14 protein-coding genes are annotated in these 17,273 nt (G+C 68.5%); 3 read left to right on the top strand and 11 right to left on the bottom strand.

Annotation, left to right across the window (positions count from 1 at the left end; translation table 11 throughout):
• Window positions 1-205: 205 nt before the first annotated feature.
• From DID98_RS29495 to DID98_RS29505, 3 genes are all read right to left on the bottom strand, one after another.
• Complete coding sequence (locus tag DID98_RS29495) at window positions 206-631, bottom strand: peptidase (protein ID WP_124488959.1); 426 nt, start codon at window positions 629-631, stop codon at window positions 206-208.
• A gap of 290 nt (window positions 632-921) precedes the next feature.
• A complete protein-coding gene (locus tag DID98_RS29500) occupies window positions 922-1,149 on the bottom strand; it encodes a sulfurtransferase TusA family protein (protein ID WP_006753156.1) in 228 nt (75 codons plus the stop codon).
• A 162-nt stretch (window positions 1,150-1,311) separates the two neighbouring features.
• Window positions 1,312-2,247, bottom strand: coding sequence for a LysR family transcriptional regulator (locus tag DID98_RS29505; RefSeq protein WP_124571866.1), 936 nt, complete (start codon window positions 2,245-2,247; stop codon window positions 1,312-1,314).
• Window positions 2,248-2,363: 116 nt separating this feature from the next.
• On the opposite strand from DID98_RS29505, the gene DID98_RS29510 reads away from it, so the two are divergent.
• Window positions 2,364-3,884 (top strand): CoA-acylating methylmalonate-semialdehyde dehydrogenase, encoded by a 1,521-nt coding sequence (locus DID98_RS29510; RefSeq protein ID WP_124571867.1) that lies wholly within the window; start codon window positions 2,364-2,366, stop codon window positions 3,882-3,884.
• Between the two features lie 62 nt (window positions 3,885-3,946).
• On the opposite strand, the gene DID98_RS29515 is transcribed toward DID98_RS29510, so the two are convergent.
• The 8 genes from DID98_RS29515 to DID98_RS29550 form a co-directional block, all read right to left on the bottom strand.
• Complete coding sequence (locus DID98_RS29515; protein ID WP_124488956.1) at window positions 3,947-4,831, bottom strand: MurR/RpiR family transcriptional regulator; 885 nt, start codon at window positions 4,829-4,831, stop codon at window positions 3,947-3,949.
• A 307-nt stretch (window positions 4,832-5,138) separates the two neighbouring features.
• Window positions 5,139-6,311: a Gfo/Idh/MocA family protein gene (locus DID98_RS29520; RefSeq protein WP_124571868.1), complete on the bottom strand. Its 1,173-nt coding sequence runs from the start codon at window positions 6,309-6,311 to the stop codon at window positions 5,139-5,141.
• A 66-nt stretch (window positions 6,312-6,377) separates the two neighbouring features.
• Window positions 6,378-7,304, bottom strand: coding sequence for a TIM barrel protein (locus DID98_RS29525; protein WP_124571869.1), 927 nt, complete (start codon window positions 7,302-7,304; stop codon window positions 6,378-6,380).
• Window positions 7,305-7,389: 85 nt separating this feature from the next.
• Complete coding sequence (locus DID98_RS29530; protein ID WP_124571870.1) at window positions 7,390-8,403, bottom strand: Gfo/Idh/MocA family protein; 1,014 nt, start codon at window positions 8,401-8,403, stop codon at window positions 7,390-7,392.
• A 74-nt stretch (window positions 8,404-8,477) separates the two neighbouring features.
• Window positions 8,478-9,392: a sugar phosphate isomerase/epimerase family protein gene (locus DID98_RS29535; protein ID WP_124571871.1), complete on the bottom strand. Its 915-nt coding sequence runs from the start codon at window positions 9,390-9,392 to the stop codon at window positions 8,478-8,480.
• A gap of 37 nt (window positions 9,393-9,429) precedes the next feature.
• A complete protein-coding gene (locus tag DID98_RS29540; RefSeq protein WP_124523941.1) occupies window positions 9,430-10,455 on the bottom strand; it encodes an ABC transporter permease in 1,026 nt (341 codons plus the stop codon).
• 27 nt (window positions 10,456-10,482) lie between these two features.
• On the bottom strand, window positions 10,483-12,057 hold the full coding sequence (locus DID98_RS29545) for a sugar ABC transporter ATP-binding protein (protein WP_044846094.1): 1,575 nt from the start codon (window positions 12,055-12,057) through the stop codon (window positions 10,483-10,485).
• 68 nt (window positions 12,058-12,125) lie between these two features.
• On the bottom strand, window positions 12,126-13,052 hold the full coding sequence (locus DID98_RS29550) for a sugar ABC transporter substrate-binding protein (RefSeq protein WP_044846095.1): 927 nt from the start codon (window positions 13,050-13,052) through the stop codon (window positions 12,126-12,128).
• Window positions 13,053-13,369: 317 nt separating this feature from the next.
• Between DID98_RS29550 and iolC the strand changes: the two genes are divergently transcribed.
• Together iolC and iolD are read left to right on the top strand one after the other, a co-directional pair.
• A complete protein-coding gene (gene iolC, locus DID98_RS29555; protein ID WP_124571872.1) occupies window positions 13,370-15,328 on the top strand; it encodes a bifunctional 5-dehydro-2-deoxygluconokinase/5-dehydro-2-deoxyphosphogluconate aldolase in 1,959 nt (652 codons plus the stop codon).
• Between the two features lie 46 nt (window positions 15,329-15,374).
• Complete coding sequence (iolD, locus tag DID98_RS29560) at window positions 15,375-17,258, top strand: 3D-(3,5/4)-trihydroxycyclohexane-1,2-dione acylhydrolase (decyclizing) (protein ID WP_124488951.1); 1,884 nt, start codon at window positions 15,375-15,377, stop codon at window positions 17,256-17,258.
• Window positions 17,259-17,273 lie beyond the last annotated feature (15 nt).

The following is a 17,273-nucleotide window of genomic DNA, read 5'->3' on the forward strand; positions in this document are numbered from 1 at the left end:
TCGTCCAGTTCAGCTCCCCGCACTCATCCCGCCGCGCAGCATGCGCGCGGCGTCCGACACCGGCCGGCGAGCCGTCGTTTGCCGAGCGCGCAACCTGCGCGATACGGCGCCCCGGCAACCCATCTCAAAAACAGGGCACGGACGAACCGGCGATTTCATCATAGTAGTATGAAATTCGCCAAGAAATTGCGCGGACTACGGTCCTTTATTCGAATAATCCTTCCCGTCGCGCAACTGGCGGCGCTTCCGGTTGCCCCGGCATGGGCTGGCCCAGCATGGGCTGCCCCAGCATCCGCTCCAGCTGGCTGCGCACGCGCTCCCACGCCGGCGCCGCATAGTCGGGCTGGCTCGCCGCCCACGCCTGCGCGAGATCGAACACGCGCCCGATCGTCGCGCCGCAATACGTGAAGCCCGTGCCGTCGTCCCGCGCGGCGCCGCGCAGCCGTTCGTCGAGCGATTCGGCCAGCCACGGCATCTCGGCCGCCGCCGAATCGGCATACGCCTCGAGCGCGGCACGCGCGTGGCGATCCCGTTGCGGGTCGAGCTCGATCCGGCTCAACCCCGCCGCACGTGCGGGCGCGATGCATTCCGCTGCGGACGGACTTCGAATGGTCCCTGGTCTGAAGGACATGTCCTCTCCCCGTTTGTACGACGGCAGCGTCAGGCATGGCCCCCGTGCCCGCCTCGTATGACGTACCGTGGCCGGTGCATCCATCCGAGACGGACGACCGGCCGGGTCAGTATACGCAGCCGGTCGTGCGGCGAGGTTTAAGAATTGTCAGAGGCGTCAGACGAGCGCTTTCCCATGGAACAGGCGCCTGGGCGAGGGTCTGTGCTGGCGCTCGTGTCGCGCCGTTGGCGCGGCAGACCGCAGCGGGCGGTGCGCGAGCGGGCGCCGCAAGGGGCGCGAGATGCGGGCCGTCAGCGGCGGCGCATCAGGAACACGAAGGTCTTGTCCTGGGTCGTCACTTCGACGATCTCGTTGCCCGTCTGCTTCGCGAACGCGGCGAAATCGCGCTGCGAACCCGGATCGGTCGCGAGCACCTTGAGGATCTGCCCGCTCTCCATATCGGCGAGCGCTTTCTTGGCGCGCAGGATCGGCAACGGGCAATTGAGCCCGCGCGCGTCCACTTCCTTGTGAATCTGCATCGGCTGTCGACCTTCGAATGACGCGCCACACGGGCGCGGGAGGAAGCGGCGATTTTACCGCAGCGCGGCCGCCCCTGCCCGCGCGGCCCGGGCCCGGCCGCGCGACGCGGCGCGCCCGCGCTCGGCACGCGCTCGTCATGCCAAGCGCCCGCCGAGCGCCCGTCAGGCGCCCGAGAACCCGCCCGCGAGCCGCTCGCGCAGGTGCCGCACGAGCGCGCGCACCGCGCTCGGCACGACCGGGCTGTACGGCCGCAGCGCGAAGATGTGGTCGCCGAACGCGCCCGACGGCCGCCAGCCGTCCAGCAGCGCGACGAGCCGGCCGGCGTCGAGATCGCGCTGCGCGCTGAAATCCGGCAGCAGCGCGATGCCGAGCCCGCCGAGCGCGGCCTCGCGCATCGCCTCGCTGTTGTTGGCCGCGAAGCTGCCGCGCACCGGCACGCTCACGCGCTGGCGCCGCCGGCCGTCCGGCTCGAAGCTCCAGGCGGCCGGTTCGTTGTCGCGCAGGTAGCACAGGCAGCTGTGGTCGACGAGTTCGCTCGGGTGGCGCGGCGCACCGCGCGCGTCGAGGTAGTCGCGGCTCGCGACCAGCAGCGAACGCGTGTCGCACAGCTTCCACGCGACGTGGGTTTGCGGCGCGGTCGTCGTATGGCGGATCGCGAGGTCGAAGCCCTCCTGCGTCAGCGAATGCAGCCGGTCGGACAGGTCGAGTTCGATGTGCACGCCCGGGTGCTGCCGCAGGAAATCGGGCAGGTGCGGCACGACCTGCTGGCGCCCGAGCGCGACCGGCGCCGTCACCCGCAGCAGCCCGCGCGGCTCGCCGGCGAGGTCCTTCACGCGCGCGAAGTGCTGGCCGATCGATTCGAACGCGTCGCGCGTGCTGTCGACCAGCGTCTGCCCGGCGTCGGTGAGCCTCACGCTGCGCGTCGTGCGCCGCACGAGCGGCACGCCGGCCGCCTTCTCGAGATCGGCGATGCGCTGGCTCATCGCGGCCTTGCTGATGCCGAGCCGCTGCGCGGCGGCCGTGAAACTGCCGGCCGCGGCGAGGACCGTCAGCGAGTGGATATGCGGCCAGAGCGCCTGGACATTTTGCTGATTCATCCGCCAATTATTCAGAATTCTGAACAGTGAATCAAGTTGCGCGGCCTTCTCCCGCCCCGCCGCTTTGCCTAGACTAGGTTCCGTCCACTCCCCATTCCCATGCCCAGGAGACACGCATGACCACGGTTCCCGCCTATACGTCCGACGCCGACGTCGGCCACTACATCGACGGCGCACCCGTCGCCGGCCGCAGCGGCCGCTTCCAGGACGTCTTCAATCCGGCGCTCGGCCGCGCGGTGCGCCGCGTCGCGCTCGCCGGCGACGACGAAGTGCAGCGCGCCGTCGCGTCCGCCCGTGCGGCGTTCCCGGCCTGGGCCGACACGCCGCCGATCCGCCGCGCCCGCGTGCTGCACCGCTTCCTGCAGTTGATGAACGAACACCGCGACACGCTGGCCGCCATCATCACGGCCGAGCACGGCAAGGTGTTCTCGGATGCGCAGGGCGAAGTCGCGCGCGGCATCGACATCATCGAATTCGCATGCGGCGTGCCGCAACTGCTGAAGGGCGACTTCACCGACCAGGTCAGCACCGGCATCGACAACTGGACGATGCGCCAGCCGCTCGGCGTCGTCGCGGGTATCACGCCGTTCAACTTCCCGTGCATGGTGCCGTGCTGGATGTTCCCGGTCGCGCTCGCGACGGGCAACACGTTCGTGCTGAAGCCGAGCGAACGCGACCCGTCGGCGGCGCTGTTCATCGCCGACCTGCTCACGCAGGCGGGCCTGCCCGCCGGCGTGTTCAACGTCGTGCAAGGCGACAAGGGCGCGGTCGACGCGCTCCTCGACCACCCGGACGTGCAGGCCGTCAGCTTCGTCGGCTCGACGCCGATCGCGGCCTACGTGCAGCAGCGCGCGGTGCAGTCGGGCAAGCGCGTGCAGGCGCTCGGCGGCGCGAAGAACCATCTCGTCGTGATGCCGGACGCGAACATCGAGCAGGCGGTCGACGCGCTGATCGGCGCCGCGTACGGCTCGGCCGGCGAGCGCTGCATGGCGATCAGCATCGCGGTGCTGGTCGGCGACGTGGCCGACAAGATCGTGCCGTTGGTGGCCGAGCGCGCGCGCAAGCTGGTGATCGGCGACGGGATGTCGCCGGAAGTCGAGATGGGACCGATCGTCACCGGCGACGCGCTCAAGCGCATCGAAGGCTATATCGGGCAAGGCGTCAGCGAAGGCGCGCAACTGGTGGTCGACGGCCGCGGGCTGCGCGTGCCGGGCCGCGAGGAAGGCTTCTTCACCGGCGGCACGCTGTTCGATCACGTGAGCCCCGACATGCGCATCTACAAGGAAGAGATCTTCGGGCCGGTGCTCGGCTGCGTGCGCGTGAAGGACTTCGGCGCAGCGGTCGACCTGATCAACGCACACGAATTCGGCAACGGCGTCGCATGCTTCACGAGCGACGGCGGCATCGCGCGCGAATTCGCGCGGCGCGTCCAGGTCGGCATGGTCGGCATCAACGTGCCGATCCCGGTGCCGATGGCCTGGCACGGCTTCGGCGGCTGGAAGAAGAGCCTGTTCGGCGACATGCACGCGTACGGCGAGGAAGGCGTGCGCTTCTACACGCGCCAGAAGTCGGTGATGCAGCGCTGGGCGTCGAGCATCGGCAAGGGCGCCGAATTCGCGATGCCGACCGCGAAGTAAGCGGGGTCGACGCGCCGCCCGGCGATGGAATGCGCGGGCGGCCGGCGAATCGAAGGCCGGCGTCAGCCGGCCTGCGTGCCGTGTACGCCGTCGGCGGTCGGCAGGTACGACAGCTCGAGCCGGTACGCGAGCGCAACGAACAGGCTCTGCGCGAGGCCCATCGTCGCGGTCAGCGCACGGAACCCGAACGTCTCGCTGTCCTGCACCATCAGCGTCACCTCGGCCTCGCGCGCGAGCGGGCTCATCCGGCTGTCGGTGATCGCGATCAGGCGCGCGCCGCGCTGCACGGCCTGCTGCGCGACCTGCACCGTCTCTTCCGCGTACGGCATGAACGAGATCACGATCATCACGTCGCCCTCGCGCACCGAGCGGATCTGGCCGAGATGCATGCTGCCGAGCGCGCTGAACAGGCCGATGCGCTTGTCGGTGTGCTGCAGCGCATAGTCGAGATACACGGCGATCGGAAACGCGCGGCGCGAGCCGGCGATCCAGATCGCCTGCGTGTCGGCGAGCAGGTCGACGGCCCGTGCGAGTGCGTGCGGGTCGAGCGTCTGCCGCAGCTGCTGCATGCCGGCAATGCTGCCCTTGATGAATTCGTCGGCGATCTGCTCGGGCTGCAGGCTCGACTCGCCCGATTCGATCACGTCGCGCAGCCGCAGGTTGTACGCGCGGCCCGGCGCGATCTGCTGGGCCAGCCCCTCGCGGAACAGCCGCTGCATCTCGGAGAAGCCCGAAAAGCCGAAATGCTTCGCGAACCGGACGACGGCCGACGGCTGCACGCCGCACGCCTCCGCGAGCGACTGGATGCCTTCCAGGCCCAGCTGGTCCCGATGCGTTTCCACGTGACGCGCAATCACCTTCAGGCGATTGCTGAGGCCGTCGTACTCCTGCGTCAGATGCTGCAGGAACGCCTCGACGGTGGCGGGTGGTTTCTCGGATGAACTCATCGGATAGCGCGAAGTTGACGGCCCCGATCCGCGCGCCGCCTGCGCGTGCGCCCGGGACTCACCTATGGACATGCATGAAGGGCGAATTTAATCACGTTTGCGGCACGGCCCGCGCCGCACGCTCGCTCCCACGCGCTCGATCATCACCTGCACACGCTCCACGGCCGGAATGGAAACGATTTTCCAACGCCGTCGCCGAGCCGTAAAGATTAGGGCGTCTACCGACGCCGATGCGAACGGCGACGCCGAGGGTCGCCGGCAACCGCCCTGGGCCGCCGGCCGACGCCGCGCATCGGTCGCCGCTGGCTCACCGATAGTCGACCCATACGCCGCCCGCATCGGCGGACCGCACGCAGTTCTCGACCCACCGCACGCCTTCGACGCCCGCATGGACATCCGGAAAGCGGATGTTCTTCAACGCCTGCGCGTCGCCGCGATCGGCCGCATCCATCGCGAGCGCGAAGCGCGCGTACAGATTCGACCACGCTTCGAACAGCCCTTCCGGATGCCCGGCGCCGATGCGGTCCTCGCGCAATGCGTGCGGATGCAGATAGCCCATTCCGCGATCGAGCACCTGCGCGGGCTGCCCCTGGATCTCGTAGCGCAACTGGTTCGGATGTTCGTCCCACCATTCGACGCTCGCCTTCGAGCCGATCACGCGCACCTTCTGCCCGTGCATCGAGCCCGCGTTCACCGCGCTCGACCACACGTAGCCGATCGCGCCCGTGTCGTATTCCATGATCGTAAACGCGTTGTCCTCGAGCGGCGCGCGACTCTTCACGAAGCTCTGCCGCGAGCACATCAGCCGTTTGATCCGCAGTTCCGGCGCCATCACTTCGGAGATGTACAGCGGATGCGTGCCGATGTCGCCGAGCACGTAGCTCGGCCCCGCGAACTTCGGGTCGACGCGCCAGCGCGCGGCGGCGCTCGCCGCTTCGACGCCCTCGCTGTGAAAGCCGTGCGCGAACTGCATCTGCACGATGCGGATCTCGCCGAGATCGCCGCGCGCGATCATTTCGCGCGCCTGCTCGATCATCTGGTGTCCGGAATAGCCGTACGCGACGCCGACGATGCGGTTCTTCTCGACCGACAGCCGCTGCAGCGCCTCGGCCTCCTCGGTCGTGAAGCACAGCGGCTTTTCGCAGACGACGTGCAGCCCCGCGTTCAGCGCCGCGCGACAAATTTCGAAGTGCGTGTTGTTCGGCGTCGCGATCGACACCGCGCGGATGCCGTCGGCACGCTTCGCCTCGGAGTCGAACATCGTCCGGTAGTCGGGATAGCAGCGCCCGGCGTCGACACCGAGCTTCACGCCGAATTGCCGCCCGCGTTCGGCATCGATGTCGAATGCGCCGGCAACGAGCTGGAAGCTGCCGTCTCGCAATGCGGCCGACCGGTGGCTGTAGCCGATCTGGCTGCCGAGCCCGCCGCCGACCATGCCCCAGGGAATCGAATGTCCGAGCAGAATCTGTCCGTCGATCATGATTGTCGTGTTCCTGTCCGTGTTCAGGTGTTCAAAGTGTGTGCAGAGGGTCGGGCCGACGGCCGATTACGCGAACCTGGCCGATGCGAGAAACTCGCGGCTCGCCGCGACGTCGCGCAGGCTCGTGCCGGCATTGCGCGGATCGCGCTCCTGTTCGATCGTGATGTATCCCGCATAGCCGATATCGTCGAGCGCGCGACGGATCGCGCGGTAGTCGAGCACGCCGGTGCCGATCGGGCACATCACGCCACGCGCGCACGCCGCGAAGAAGGCGATGTGTTCGCCCATCACCGCGTCGTACACGGCCGCGTCGATATCCTTGAAATGCACGTAGTCGAGCCGCGCCGCGTGACGGCGCAGCCACGTCTCGGGATCCATCCCCGAGTAGTAAAGGTGGCCGGTGTCGAGACAGAGGCCCGCCGTATCGGCCGCGACGTCGGCGACGATCCGGTCGATCTCGTCCGCGAACTCGATGTAGCCGCCCGCATGCGGATGGATCACCGCGCGCACGCCGAATTCGTCGCGCGCGATCGTCGCGATTTCGCGAATGTGGTCGACCATGCGCGCCCAGCGTTCGGCGGACAGGCGCGGCGCGCGATCGGCGTGGCCGGCCGCGTAGTCGCGTTCGTCGTGCCCCCAGTCCATCACGACCAGATACGGCGCCGCATGGCGCTGGCCCGGCTGCGTCGGCAGCTTCGGCAAGCGCGTGATCAGCGCGCAGATCTCGCGCGTCTGGCGCAGCAGGTTCGGGAGATTCTCCGGCGACACCAGGTCGTCGAAGATCGTGCCGGCGGTGATGCTCAAACGCTGCCGCTCGAGCTCGGCGCTCACCACGTCGAGCTCGAGCGGGATGTAGCCGTACGGGCCGAGCTCGATGCCCGAATAGCCCGCCTGTGCGGCCTCGGCGAGCACCTGCCGCCACGGCGGCAGGTGCGGGTTCTTCACGTCGTCGACGCCCCAGCAGCAGGGCGCGCAGCCAATCTTCATCGTCATGTCGGTCAGTCCCGCAGGAAAGCGGCGCGCGGCCGCGAGCATGGCCGCGTGGACACGCGGCCCGGTGTCGGCGTGTTCAGCCGGTTCAGCCGCCATAGAACGCCGGGCGTTCGGCCATCGCGATCGGCTCGACCGCCCCGCTCTGCTGCGCGCGCACGCACGCATCGGCCGCGACCGCCGCCGCATAGCCGTCCCACGCGGACGGCCCGGTCAGCGCACCCTGCCGCACGCCGTCGATGAACGCCTGCAGCTCGACGTCGTACGACGCGATGAAGCGCTCCTTCCAGTCGGTCATGATCTCGACCGACTGCCGCGCCGCGTGCTTGAGCCCGACCGCGGGCGGATCGGGCAGCTTCGCGATGCCGTTCTCGCCGACCACCTCGCACTGGATGTCGTAGCCGTATTGGCAGTTCACGAAGATCTCGACGTCGATGCGCACGCCGCTCGCGGTTTCGAGCAGCACGATCTGCGGATCGGCGAGATGCGCGGACGCATGGCGCGTCTTCTTCGGATAGACGACCTGCGCGCTCGCATAGTCCTCGCCGAGCAGCCAGCGCAGCACGTCGAGCTCGTGGATCAGCGTGTCGGTGATCGCCATGTCGGTCGTATAGCGCTCGCCGACCGACTGGTTGCGGTGCGCGCAATGCAGCATCAGCGGCGCGCCGATCTCGCCGCCGTCGATCACGCGCTTGAGCGCGCGATAGCCTTCGTCGTACGGACGCATGAAGCCGACCTGCACGAGCCGGCGGCCGTGCGCGACCTCGGCTTCGACGATCCGCATGCAGCCGTCGGCCGTGACGGCCAAAGGCTTCTCGCAGAACACCGGCTTGCCGTGCGCGATCGCGTCGAGCACGAACGCCTCGTGCGTCGGCCCCCACGACGTGACGAGCACGGCCTCTACGTCGGCTGCCGCGACCACTTCGTGGCCGTCGCCGTAGATTTCCGCGTCGAGCCCGTACTTCGTCACCGCGTCGCGCGCCTGCTGCGGATCGATGTCGTTGACGGCCACCACGCGCGCGCCGGACAGCGTGCGCGTGAGCCTGCGGATATGGTCCTGGCCGATCGCGCCGCAGCCGATCACGCCGATTTGCAAGGTCATCCGGATATCTCCAGTCTCTGGTTCAACGACGGCGCGGCCCGTGCCGCGCCGGTCGGCAATGGTTCCCAAACGGGTCAGCGCGCGGCCGCCCGTTCGAAATGGCGTTCGACGTAGCGCTGGATCGTGTCGCGCATATAGCGCGACGACGCTTCCGCGCGGTCCTCCCACGCGAACACGCACGACGACATCACGCCGTCGAAGCCGGCGCTGCCGAGTGCGCGGAAAAACACGTCCCAGTCGATCTCGCCCTGCCCGATGTCGAGATGCTGGTGCACGCGGATCTGGTTCGAGCCCGGCGGGTTCACGATGTAGCGCAGCTGGCTGCTCTTGCGGTGGTCGAACGTGTCGGCCACGCGCACGTGCGCGAGGATCGGCGCGGCGGCCGCGATCATCGCGGCCATGTCGTCGCCGTAATAGAACGTGTGCGGCGCGATGTACGACAGCTTCAGCGACGGCGAGCCGATGTTCGTGACGATGTCGATCGCCGGCTGCAGTTGCTCGATCCAGTCTTCCGGATGCGGCTCGACCGACAGCACGATGCGTTCGCGCTCGAGGATCGGCAGCAGCTCGTCCATCGAACGGAACCACGCGGCCTCGCACAGCTCCTTCGGGTTCGCGCCCGGCCGTTCGCCGACCGAGCGCTCCGGCGACGCGCCGCGCCCGAATTCGGACACCATCAGCGGGCATTCCATCTCGAGCGCGACCTCGATCGCCTTCTTCCAGCAGCGCACCGCCCACTGCCGCTCGTCATCGAACGGGCTGGCCCAGCGGTACATCGGCTGCAGCGACGCAAGGCCCACGCCGCTTGCGCGCAACGCTTGCCGGAACGCGGCCATGCGCTCGCGCGTCGCGCGCGGCATCACCCACCAGTCGAGAAAGTCGCTGCGCGGCGACAGCTCGATCTGGTCGTAGCCGAGCTCGGCCACCGCATGCGGCAGCCGGTCGAGCGGCATATGGCGAATCATGTAGGGATCCAAAGCGATTTTCATTTTCTTCCCGATCGGTTGTGTGTTCGACCTCGGCCGGTCAGCGGCGCGTCTTCTTGTTGCGATACTGGTCGGCGATCACGGCCGCGACGATGATCGCGCCCTTGACCATCTCCTGGTAGTACGCGTCGATCCGGATGAACGTGAAGCCCGACGTCATCACGCCGAGGATCAGCACGCCGATCACGGTGCCCGTCACGCGCCCGAGGCCGCCCGACAGCGACGTGCCGCCGATCACGACGGCCGCGATCGCGTCGAGCTCGTACATCACGCCCATGCCCGACTGGCCGGAGATCGCGCGCGCGGCCGTCACGGTGCCGGCGATCCCGCTCAGCAGGCCCGCGATCGCGTAGACGAACACCAGATGGCGCGTCACGTTGATGCCCGACACGACGGCCGCGTGGCGATTCGCGCCGATCGCATACGTGTACTTGCCGAAGCGCGTGTAGCGCAGCACGACGTGGAAGATCGCGGCCACCACGACGAAGATGATCACCGGATTCGCGCCCGCGCCGATCGCCGCGAACTGGTCGGTCAGCATCGATACCGGCATCCCGTTGGTGAACCACTTCGCGAAGCCGCGCGCGGCCACCATCGTGCCGAGCGTCGCGATGAACGGCGGGATGCCCGTCAGCGCGATCAGCGAGCCGTTCAGCAGGCCGACCAGCAGCCCGACGCACACGCCGGCCAGCACCGGCCAGATGATCGGCAGGTCGGTCAGGTGCGGGAACACCGCGCGCGGAAAATCGGACACCTGCGCGAGGCTGGCCGACACGACCGCCGCCGCCGCGACGACCGACCCCGACGACAGGTCGATCCCGCTCGTGATGATCACGAGGTTCACGCCGACCGCGATGATGCCGATCACGGCCATCTGCAGCACGATGATCTCGAGCCGCTCCGCGTTGAACAGGAAGCTCTGCCCGACGACGAGCCAGCCGATCACCTCGAAGAACAGGCTGATGCCCACCAGCACCAGGAAGATGCTCAGTTCGGGCGGCCACTTCGCGTGCCGCGTCTTGATCGTCATGGACTGCGCGTCCGCGACCGGATTCAGGTTGCCCATTTCAGTTGTCTCCATGCTTGTTGCGGCTCAGCGCGAGGCCAGGTCCATGATGCGGACCTGGTCGGCGTCCTTGCGTTCGACGATGCCGGTCATCCGGCCTTCGTGCATCACCATCACGCGATCGCTCATGCCGAGCACCTCCGGCATCTCCGACGAGATCATCAGCACCGCGACGCCCTTGCCGGCGAGCGCGCTGACGAGCCGGTGGATCTCGGCCTTCGCGCCGACGTCGATCCCGCGGGTCGGCTCGTCGAGGATCAGGATGCGCGGTTGCGTGAGCAACCATCTGCCGATCAGCACCTTCTGCTGGTTGCCGCCCGACAGGTTCTGGATTTCCTCGTGCAGCCCGGGCGTCTTCACGCGCAGCATCCGGCTCATTTCCTCGCAGTCGCGTTTCAACTGCGCCTGCCGCACGAAATTGAACTTCACGTAGCGGTTGCTGAGCACCGCCGCTTCCATGTTCGCGAGCAGGTCGAGATTCAGGAAGCAGCCGGTGTCCTTGCGGTCCTCGGTGAGGAACGCCATCCCGTGCTTCATCGCCTGCGCGGGCGTGGCGATGCGCACCGGCTTGCCGTCGATCAGGATCTCGCCAGAGGTGGCCGGCACGACGCCGAACAGCGCCTCCGCGACATTCGAGCGCCCCGAGCCGACGAGGCCCGCGACGCCGAGGATCTCGCCCGCGCGCAGCTCGAAGCTGACGTCGCGGAACACCCCGTCGACGCCGAGGTTCTTCACGGCCAGCACGACGTCGCCGATCGGCACCTCCTCCTTCGGGAACATCTGCGTGATCTCGCGGCCGACCATCATCCGGATGATGTCGTCGCGCGTGACGTCGCTCGACGCGTGCGTGCCGATGTACTTGCCGTCGCGGAACACCGAGAACTCGTCGGCGATCTCGAACAGCTCGTTCATCTTGTGCGTGATGTAGACGATGCCCTTGCCCTGCTCGCGCAGCTGGCGAATGATGCGGAACAGGTGCGTGACCTCCTTGTCGGTCAGCGCGGAAGTCGGCTCGTCCATGATCAGCACGTCGGAGTCGAACGACACGGCCTTCGCGATCTCGACCATCTGGCGGCTCGCGACCGTCAGCGTGCGCACGTCGGCTTCCGGGTCGATGTCGATCGACAGCCGCTCGAACAGCGCGGCGGTGCGGCGGCGCAGCTCGGCGTGATCGATCAGGCCGAAGCGGTTCTTCGGTTCGCGGCGGATCCAGATGTTCTCCGCGACCGTCATGTACGGCATCAGGTTGAGTTCCTGGTGGATCATCGCGATCCCGCGATCGAGCGCGTCGAGCGGGCCGTTCAGCACGACGGGCTCGCCGTTGATCAGGATCTCGCCCTGGTCGGGCGTGTAGACGCCGGCGATGATCTTCATCAGCGTCGACTTGCCGGCGCCGTTCTCGCCCATCAGCGCATGCACGGTGCCGCGCCGCACGCGGAACTGCACGCCGTCGAGCGCGACGACGCCGGGAAACGACTTGCCGACGCCGCGCACCTCGAGCACGCAGTCGGCGGCGGGCACACCGGACGAACCCGGTGCGGCGGACGAGGCGGCCGGCGCGCTTTCGCTCGCCATCGAGCGCGCCATCCTGGCTGTAAACATGGACGTTCCTCGAAAGTCACACGCGAACCCGGACACGCCGGGCCCGCGCAGTTCAGCGGACAAACCGGTCAGTGCTTCGCGTACTGGTTCATGTTCTCCGGCGTGACGAGTTCGAACGGCACGTTCACGAAGCGCTCGACGGGCTGCTTCTTCGCCAGCTTGAGCGCGGCCGCGACAGCCTGCGCGCCCTGCCCGGCCGCGTTCTGGTACACCGACACCTTCAGCTCGCCGCTCTTCATCGCCGCGAGCCCGTCCGGCGTCGCGTCGATGCCCGCGACGACCGTCTTCGGCGTCAGCTTGCGCGCGGCCTTCAGCGCGTTGATCGCGCCGATCGCCATTTCGTCGTTGTTCGACACGATCGCGTCGAACTTCGTCCCGGAGCTCAGCCAGTTCATCGTGATGTCCTGGCCCTGCGTGCGACTCCACTTGCCTTCGCGCTTGTCGACGATCTTCATGCCGGCACAGTCCTTGGTCGCGATCACGTCCTCGATGTCCTTGGTGCGCGCGCGCGCCGACTCGTTGGACAGCTCGCCCATCAGCACCAGGATGTCGCCCTTGCCGCCGAGCAGCTTGCACACCTGGCGCGCCTGCAGCGTGCCCGACTGTTTCTCGTCGGAGGCGACCACGGCGACGCCGGCCGGCAGCTTGTCGAAATCGACCGGCTTGCGGTTCACGTAGACGAGCGGGATCTTCGCGGCGGTCACCATCTTGGTGATCTTCGGCGTCGCGTCGGTGTCGACCGCATTCACGATGATCGCGTCGACCTTCTGCGCGATCATGTTCTGGACCTGGCTCAACTGCTTGCCGACGTCGTTGCCGCCGTCCTCGATCTGCACGGTCGCGCCGTCCTTCTTCGCCGCATCGCCGATGCTGTTGCGCAGGATCGTCAGGAACGTGTCGTCGAACGATGCCATCGTCACGCCGATCTTCTCGGCATGCGCGAGCGGCATGGCCAGGATTGCGGCGGCCGCGGCGGCCATCAGCTTGGTCTTCATGATCACTCTGTCTCCTCATCTCCGGGGGCGGAAAAACGGCGCGTTGCGCGCCGCCGGGCCGAGTCCGATCGGATCCGATTCGGACTGAAGCATCCGGATGAAACTGTAGATCACTTCTTCGAAAATTTGGAAATTTATTTCTACGTGATTTCACCTAGGGAACTGGATTTCCAAAAAGTCTAGACTCCGTTCCGTAGCCCGATTCCTTGCGGCAGGCGTTCCCGTGTCGTGCCGCGCACGTGACGGACCACCGTCGCAGGATCGGTCCCTCAATCCGCCGGCAGGGTCGAACGCCGGCCGCGAGCGTGATACGTGATATGAGCCCGTTGAACTTTCCGACTGACCGCCCCATCGATCTCGCCTGCCTCGGCCGCGTCGCCGTGGACCTTTACGCGCAACAGTACGGCAGCCGCCTGGAGGATGCGCGCAGCTTCCAGATGTATCTCGGCGGCTCGTCGGGCAACGTCGCGTTCGGCGTCGCCCGGCTCGGGCTGAAGACCGCGATGATCTCGCGCGTCGGCGACGAGCAGATGGGCCGCTTCGTGCGCGAGACGCTCGAGCGCGAAGGCTGCGACACGAGCCAGCTGCAGACCGATCCGGAACGCCTGACCGCGCTCGTGCTGCTCGGGCTGAAGGATCGCGACACGTTCCCGCTGCTGTTCGTGCGCGAGAACTGCGCGGACATGGCCGTGCGCGCCGACGAGATCCGCGAGGATTTCATCGCCGGCTGCCGCGCGCTCGCGATCACCGGCACCCATCTTTCGACGCCGGGCACCCGCGAGGCGTCGCTGACCGCGCTCGGCTACGCGCGCCGCCACGGCGTCGTGCGGATCCTCGACATCGACTACCGGCCGGTGCTGTGGGGGCTGACCGCGCGCGGCGCGGGCGAGAACCGCTACGTGCCCGACGCGCAGGTCACGCGGCAACTGCAGCAGGTGCTCGGCGAGTTCGACCTGCTGGTCGGCACCGAGGAGGAATTCCTGATCGCGGGCGGCGTGCCGCACGACCTGATCGCGTCGCTTCAGGCCGTGCGCCGCGCGAGCGGCGCGGTGCTGGTGGTCAAGCGCGGCGCGCTCGGCTGCTGCGTGATCGAGGGCGACATCCCCGCGCGCATCGACGATGCGCCGACCTTCCACGGCGAACGCGTCGAAGTCCTGAACGTGCTGGGCGCGGGCGACGCGTTCCTGTCGGGCCTGCTGTCCGGGCTGCTGCGCGGGCACGGCTGGGCGCAAGCGACGCGCATCGCGAACGCGTGCGGCGCGATCGTCGTGTCGCGCCACGCGTGCTCGGCCGCGATGCCGACGCCGGCCGAGCTCGCGCACTGGTTCGGCGGCAGCCGCAATCCGCAGGTGGACGCCGATCGCGCGCTCGCGCACCTGCATCGCGTGACGGTGCCGCGCCGCGCATGGGACGACCTGTGCGTGATGGCGTTCGACCATCGCAGCCAGTTCTACGAGCTCGCGGTGCAGGCCGGCGCGGACGAAGCACGGATCAAGACGCTCAAGCGCCTGCTCGTGCGCGCGGCCGAACAGGTCGAGCGCGATCGCCGGATCGAAGGCCACGTCGGCGTGCTGATCGACGGCGGCGCATATGGCCGCGACGCGCTCGCGTCGGCCACCGGCCGCGGCTGGTGGGTCGGCCGCCCGGTCGAGCTGCCCGGCTCGCGGCCGCTGTGCTTCGACGACACGCGCTCGGTCGGCTCGTCGCTCACGCACTGGCCGACCGAACAGGTCGTGAAGTGCCTCGTCCACTACCACCCCGACGACGACGTCGACCTGCGCGTCGCGCAGGAGCAGCGCGTGCTGGAGCTGTGGGAAGCCACGCGCGCGAGCGGCAACGAGCTGCTGCTGGAAATCATTCCGCCGCGCGCGGTCACGCCGCCCGGCACCGAGGACGACGCGGTGCTGCGCACGGTCGCGCGCTTCTACAACCTCGGCGTGATGCCGGAGTGGTGGAAGCTCGCGCCGATGAGCGCCGACGGCTGGGCGCGGCTCGAGACGCTGGTGGCCGAGCGCGACCCGCACTGCCGCGGCGCGGTGATCCTCGGGCTGAACCAGCCGTTGCAATATCTGGTCGACAGCTTCCGCTCGGCGACCAACCCGATCGTCAAGGGCTTCATGGTCGGCCGCACGCTGTGGGCCGACGCGTCGCTGCACTGGCTCGCCGGCCGGATCGACGACCAGGCGCTGATCGACGAAGTGGCCGGCAATTTCGCGCAGCTGGTCGACGCGTGGCTCGGCCGCCGTACCGCCGCGCGCGCCGCCGCAGCCGCCTGATGCAGATATCCGTGATGACCACCCGATTCCTCCTGATCGACAGACGATGACCACCACCGTGAGACTGACCGTCAGCCAGGCGCTCGTGCGCTACCTGGCCGCCCTGCGCGCCGAAGTCGTCCAGCCGGACGGCCGCACCGAGATCCTGCCGTATTGCGGCGGCGTGTTCGCGATCTTCGGCCACGGCAACGTGGCCGGGCTCGGCGAAGCGCTGCATGCCGAAAAAGAACGGCTGCCGACGTTCCGCGCGCACAACGAGCAAGGAATGGCGAATGCGGCCGTCGCGTTCGCGAAAGCGAACTTCCGCCAGCGAATGATGGCCGCGACGTCGAGCATCGGCCCCGGCGCGACCAACATGCTGACCTCCGCGGCGCTCGCGCACGTCGGCCGGCTGCCGCTGTTGCTGCTGCCCGGCGACGTGTTCGTGTCGCGGCTGCCCGACCCGGTGCTGCAGCAGGTCGAAGACTTCGAACAGGGCGACGTCAGCGCGAACGACTGCTTCCGGCCGGTGACGCGCTACTTCGACCGGATCACGTCGCCCGAGCAGCTGCTGGTCGCACTGCCGCGCGCGATCCAGGTGATGACCGACCCCGCGCAATGCGGCCCCGTATGCCTCGCGCTGCCGCAGGACGTGCAGACCTTCGCTTACGACTGGCCGGAGGATTTCTTCGCGCCGCCGGTGATCCGGATGCGCCGCCCGCCTGCCGACACGCTCGAACTCGCGGATGCGCTCGACGTGTTGAAAGCGGCGAAGAAACCGCTGATCGTCGCCGGCGGCGGGGTGCTGTACAGCCAGGCGTGGGACGCGCTGCGCACGTTCGCCGACACGCACGGCGTGCCGGTCGCCGAATCGCAGGCCGGCAAGGGCAGCCTCGCGTGGGACCACCCGCTGAACCTCGGCTCGATCGGCGTGACGGGCTCGCCCGCCGCGAACCGCGCGGCCGCGCAGGCCGACGTGGTGTTCGCGGTCGGCACGCGCCTGCAGGATTTCACGACCGGCTCGCACGCGCTGTTCGGCAATGCGACGCTGCTGAGCCTGAACGTGCAGCCGTTCGACGCGGGCAAGAAGCGCGGCCGGCAATTGATCGCCGATGCGCGCACGGGCCTCGGCCAGCTGTCGGCCGCGCTCGCGGGCTGGCGCGCGGATGCGGCCTGGACGGCCGCGAACCAGGATCAGGCCGCCGCGTGGAACGCGCGCGTGACCGAGCTGACCACGCGCGTGCCGAAGGACACGCTGCCGTACGACGCGGAAGTGATCGGCGCGGTGCGCGACTCGGCGGCCGACGCGGGGCGCGACAGCGCGCGCGACGATCTCGTCGTGTGCGCGGCCGGCACGCTGCCGGCCGAACTGCACAAGCTGTGGCGCAGCGGCGTGCCGGGCAACTACCACATGGACTACGCGTACTCGTGCATGGGCTACGAGGTCGCGGGCGGCCTCGGCGCGAAGCTCGCGCGGCCCGAGCGCGAAGTGATCGTGATCGTCGGCGACGGCTCGTACATGATGCTCAACGCCGAACTCGCGACGTCCGTGATGCTCGGCCGCAAGCTCATCGTCGTGATCCTCGACAACCGCGGCTACGGCTGCATCGAGCGGCTGCAGATCAATTGCGGCGGCGCGAGCTTCAACAACATGCTCGACGACTGCGTGCCGGAAGGCGGCGAACGCTCGACGATCGACTTCGCGATGCATGCACGCTCGATGGGCGCCGAAGCCGTGCACGTGCGCGACGTCGGCGAACTGCGCAGCGAAATGAAGCGTGCGCGCGCGGCGAAGACGAGCCAGGTCATCGTGATCGACACGACGCACGAGCGCACGACCGCGGACGGCGGCGCGTGGTGGGAAGTCGCGGTGCCGCAGGTATCCGCGCGCGCCGGTGTCGAACGCGCGCACCGGACGTATCTCGACGAGAAAACCCGGCAGCGGCGTTGATCCGTTTCCCCATTC

The sequence above is a fragment of the Burkholderia sp. Bp8984 genome (genome assembly GCF_003853755.1).
GTDB lineage: Bacteria > Pseudomonadota > Gammaproteobacteria > Burkholderiales > Burkholderiaceae > Burkholderia.

What these genes read in the sequence shown, in the direction of transcription:
- DID98_RS29495 (WP_124488959.1), bottom strand. Translation starts at nt 631, where the DNA reads ATGTCCTTCAGACCAGGGACCATTCGAAGTCCGTCCGCAGCGGAATGC.
- DID98_RS29500 (WP_006753156.1), bottom strand. Translation starts at nt 1,149, where the DNA reads ATGCAGATTCACAAGGAAGTGGACGCGCGCGGGCTCAATTGCCCGTTG.
- DID98_RS29505 (WP_124571866.1), bottom strand. Translation starts at nt 2,247, where the DNA reads ATGAATCAGCAAAATGTCCAGGCGCTCTGGCCGCATATCCACTCGCTG.
- DID98_RS29510 (WP_124571867.1), top strand. Translation starts at nt 2,364, where the DNA reads ATGACCACGGTTCCCGCCTATACGTCCGACGCCGACGTCGGCCACTAC.
- DID98_RS29515 (WP_124488956.1), bottom strand. Translation starts at nt 4,831, where the DNA reads ATGAGTTCATCCGAGAAACCACCCGCCACCGTCGAGGCGTTCCTGCAG.
- DID98_RS29520 (WP_124571868.1), bottom strand. Translation starts at nt 6,311, where the DNA reads ATGATCGACGGACAGATTCTGCTCGGACATTCGATTCCCTGGGGCATG.
- DID98_RS29525 (WP_124571869.1), bottom strand. Translation starts at nt 7,304, where the DNA reads ATGACGATGAAGATTGGCTGCGCGCCCTGCTGCTGGGGCGTCGACGAC.
- DID98_RS29530 (WP_124571870.1), bottom strand. Translation starts at nt 8,403, where the DNA reads ATGACCTTGCAAATCGGCGTGATCGGCTGCGGCGCGATCGGCCAGGAC.
- DID98_RS29535 (WP_124571871.1), bottom strand. Translation starts at nt 9,392, where the DNA reads ATGAAAATCGCTTTGGATCCCTACATGATTCGCCATATGCCGCTCGAC.
- DID98_RS29540 (WP_124523941.1), bottom strand. Translation starts at nt 10,455, where the DNA reads ATGGGCAACCTGAATCCGGTCGCGGACGCGCAGTCCATGACGATCAAG.
- DID98_RS29545 (WP_044846094.1), bottom strand. Translation starts at nt 12,057, where the DNA reads ATGTTTACAGCCAGGATGGCGCGCTCGATGGCGAGCGAAAGCGCGCCG.
- DID98_RS29550 (WP_044846095.1), bottom strand. Translation starts at nt 13,052, where the DNA reads ATGAAGACCAAGCTGATGGCCGCCGCGGCCGCCGCAATCCTGGCCATG.
- iolC (WP_124571872.1), top strand. Translation starts at nt 13,370, where the DNA reads ATGAGCCCGTTGAACTTTCCGACTGACCGCCCCATCGATCTCGCCTGC.
- iolD (WP_124488951.1), top strand. Translation starts at nt 15,375, where the DNA reads ATGACCACCACCGTGAGACTGACCGTCAGCCAGGCGCTCGTGCGCTAC.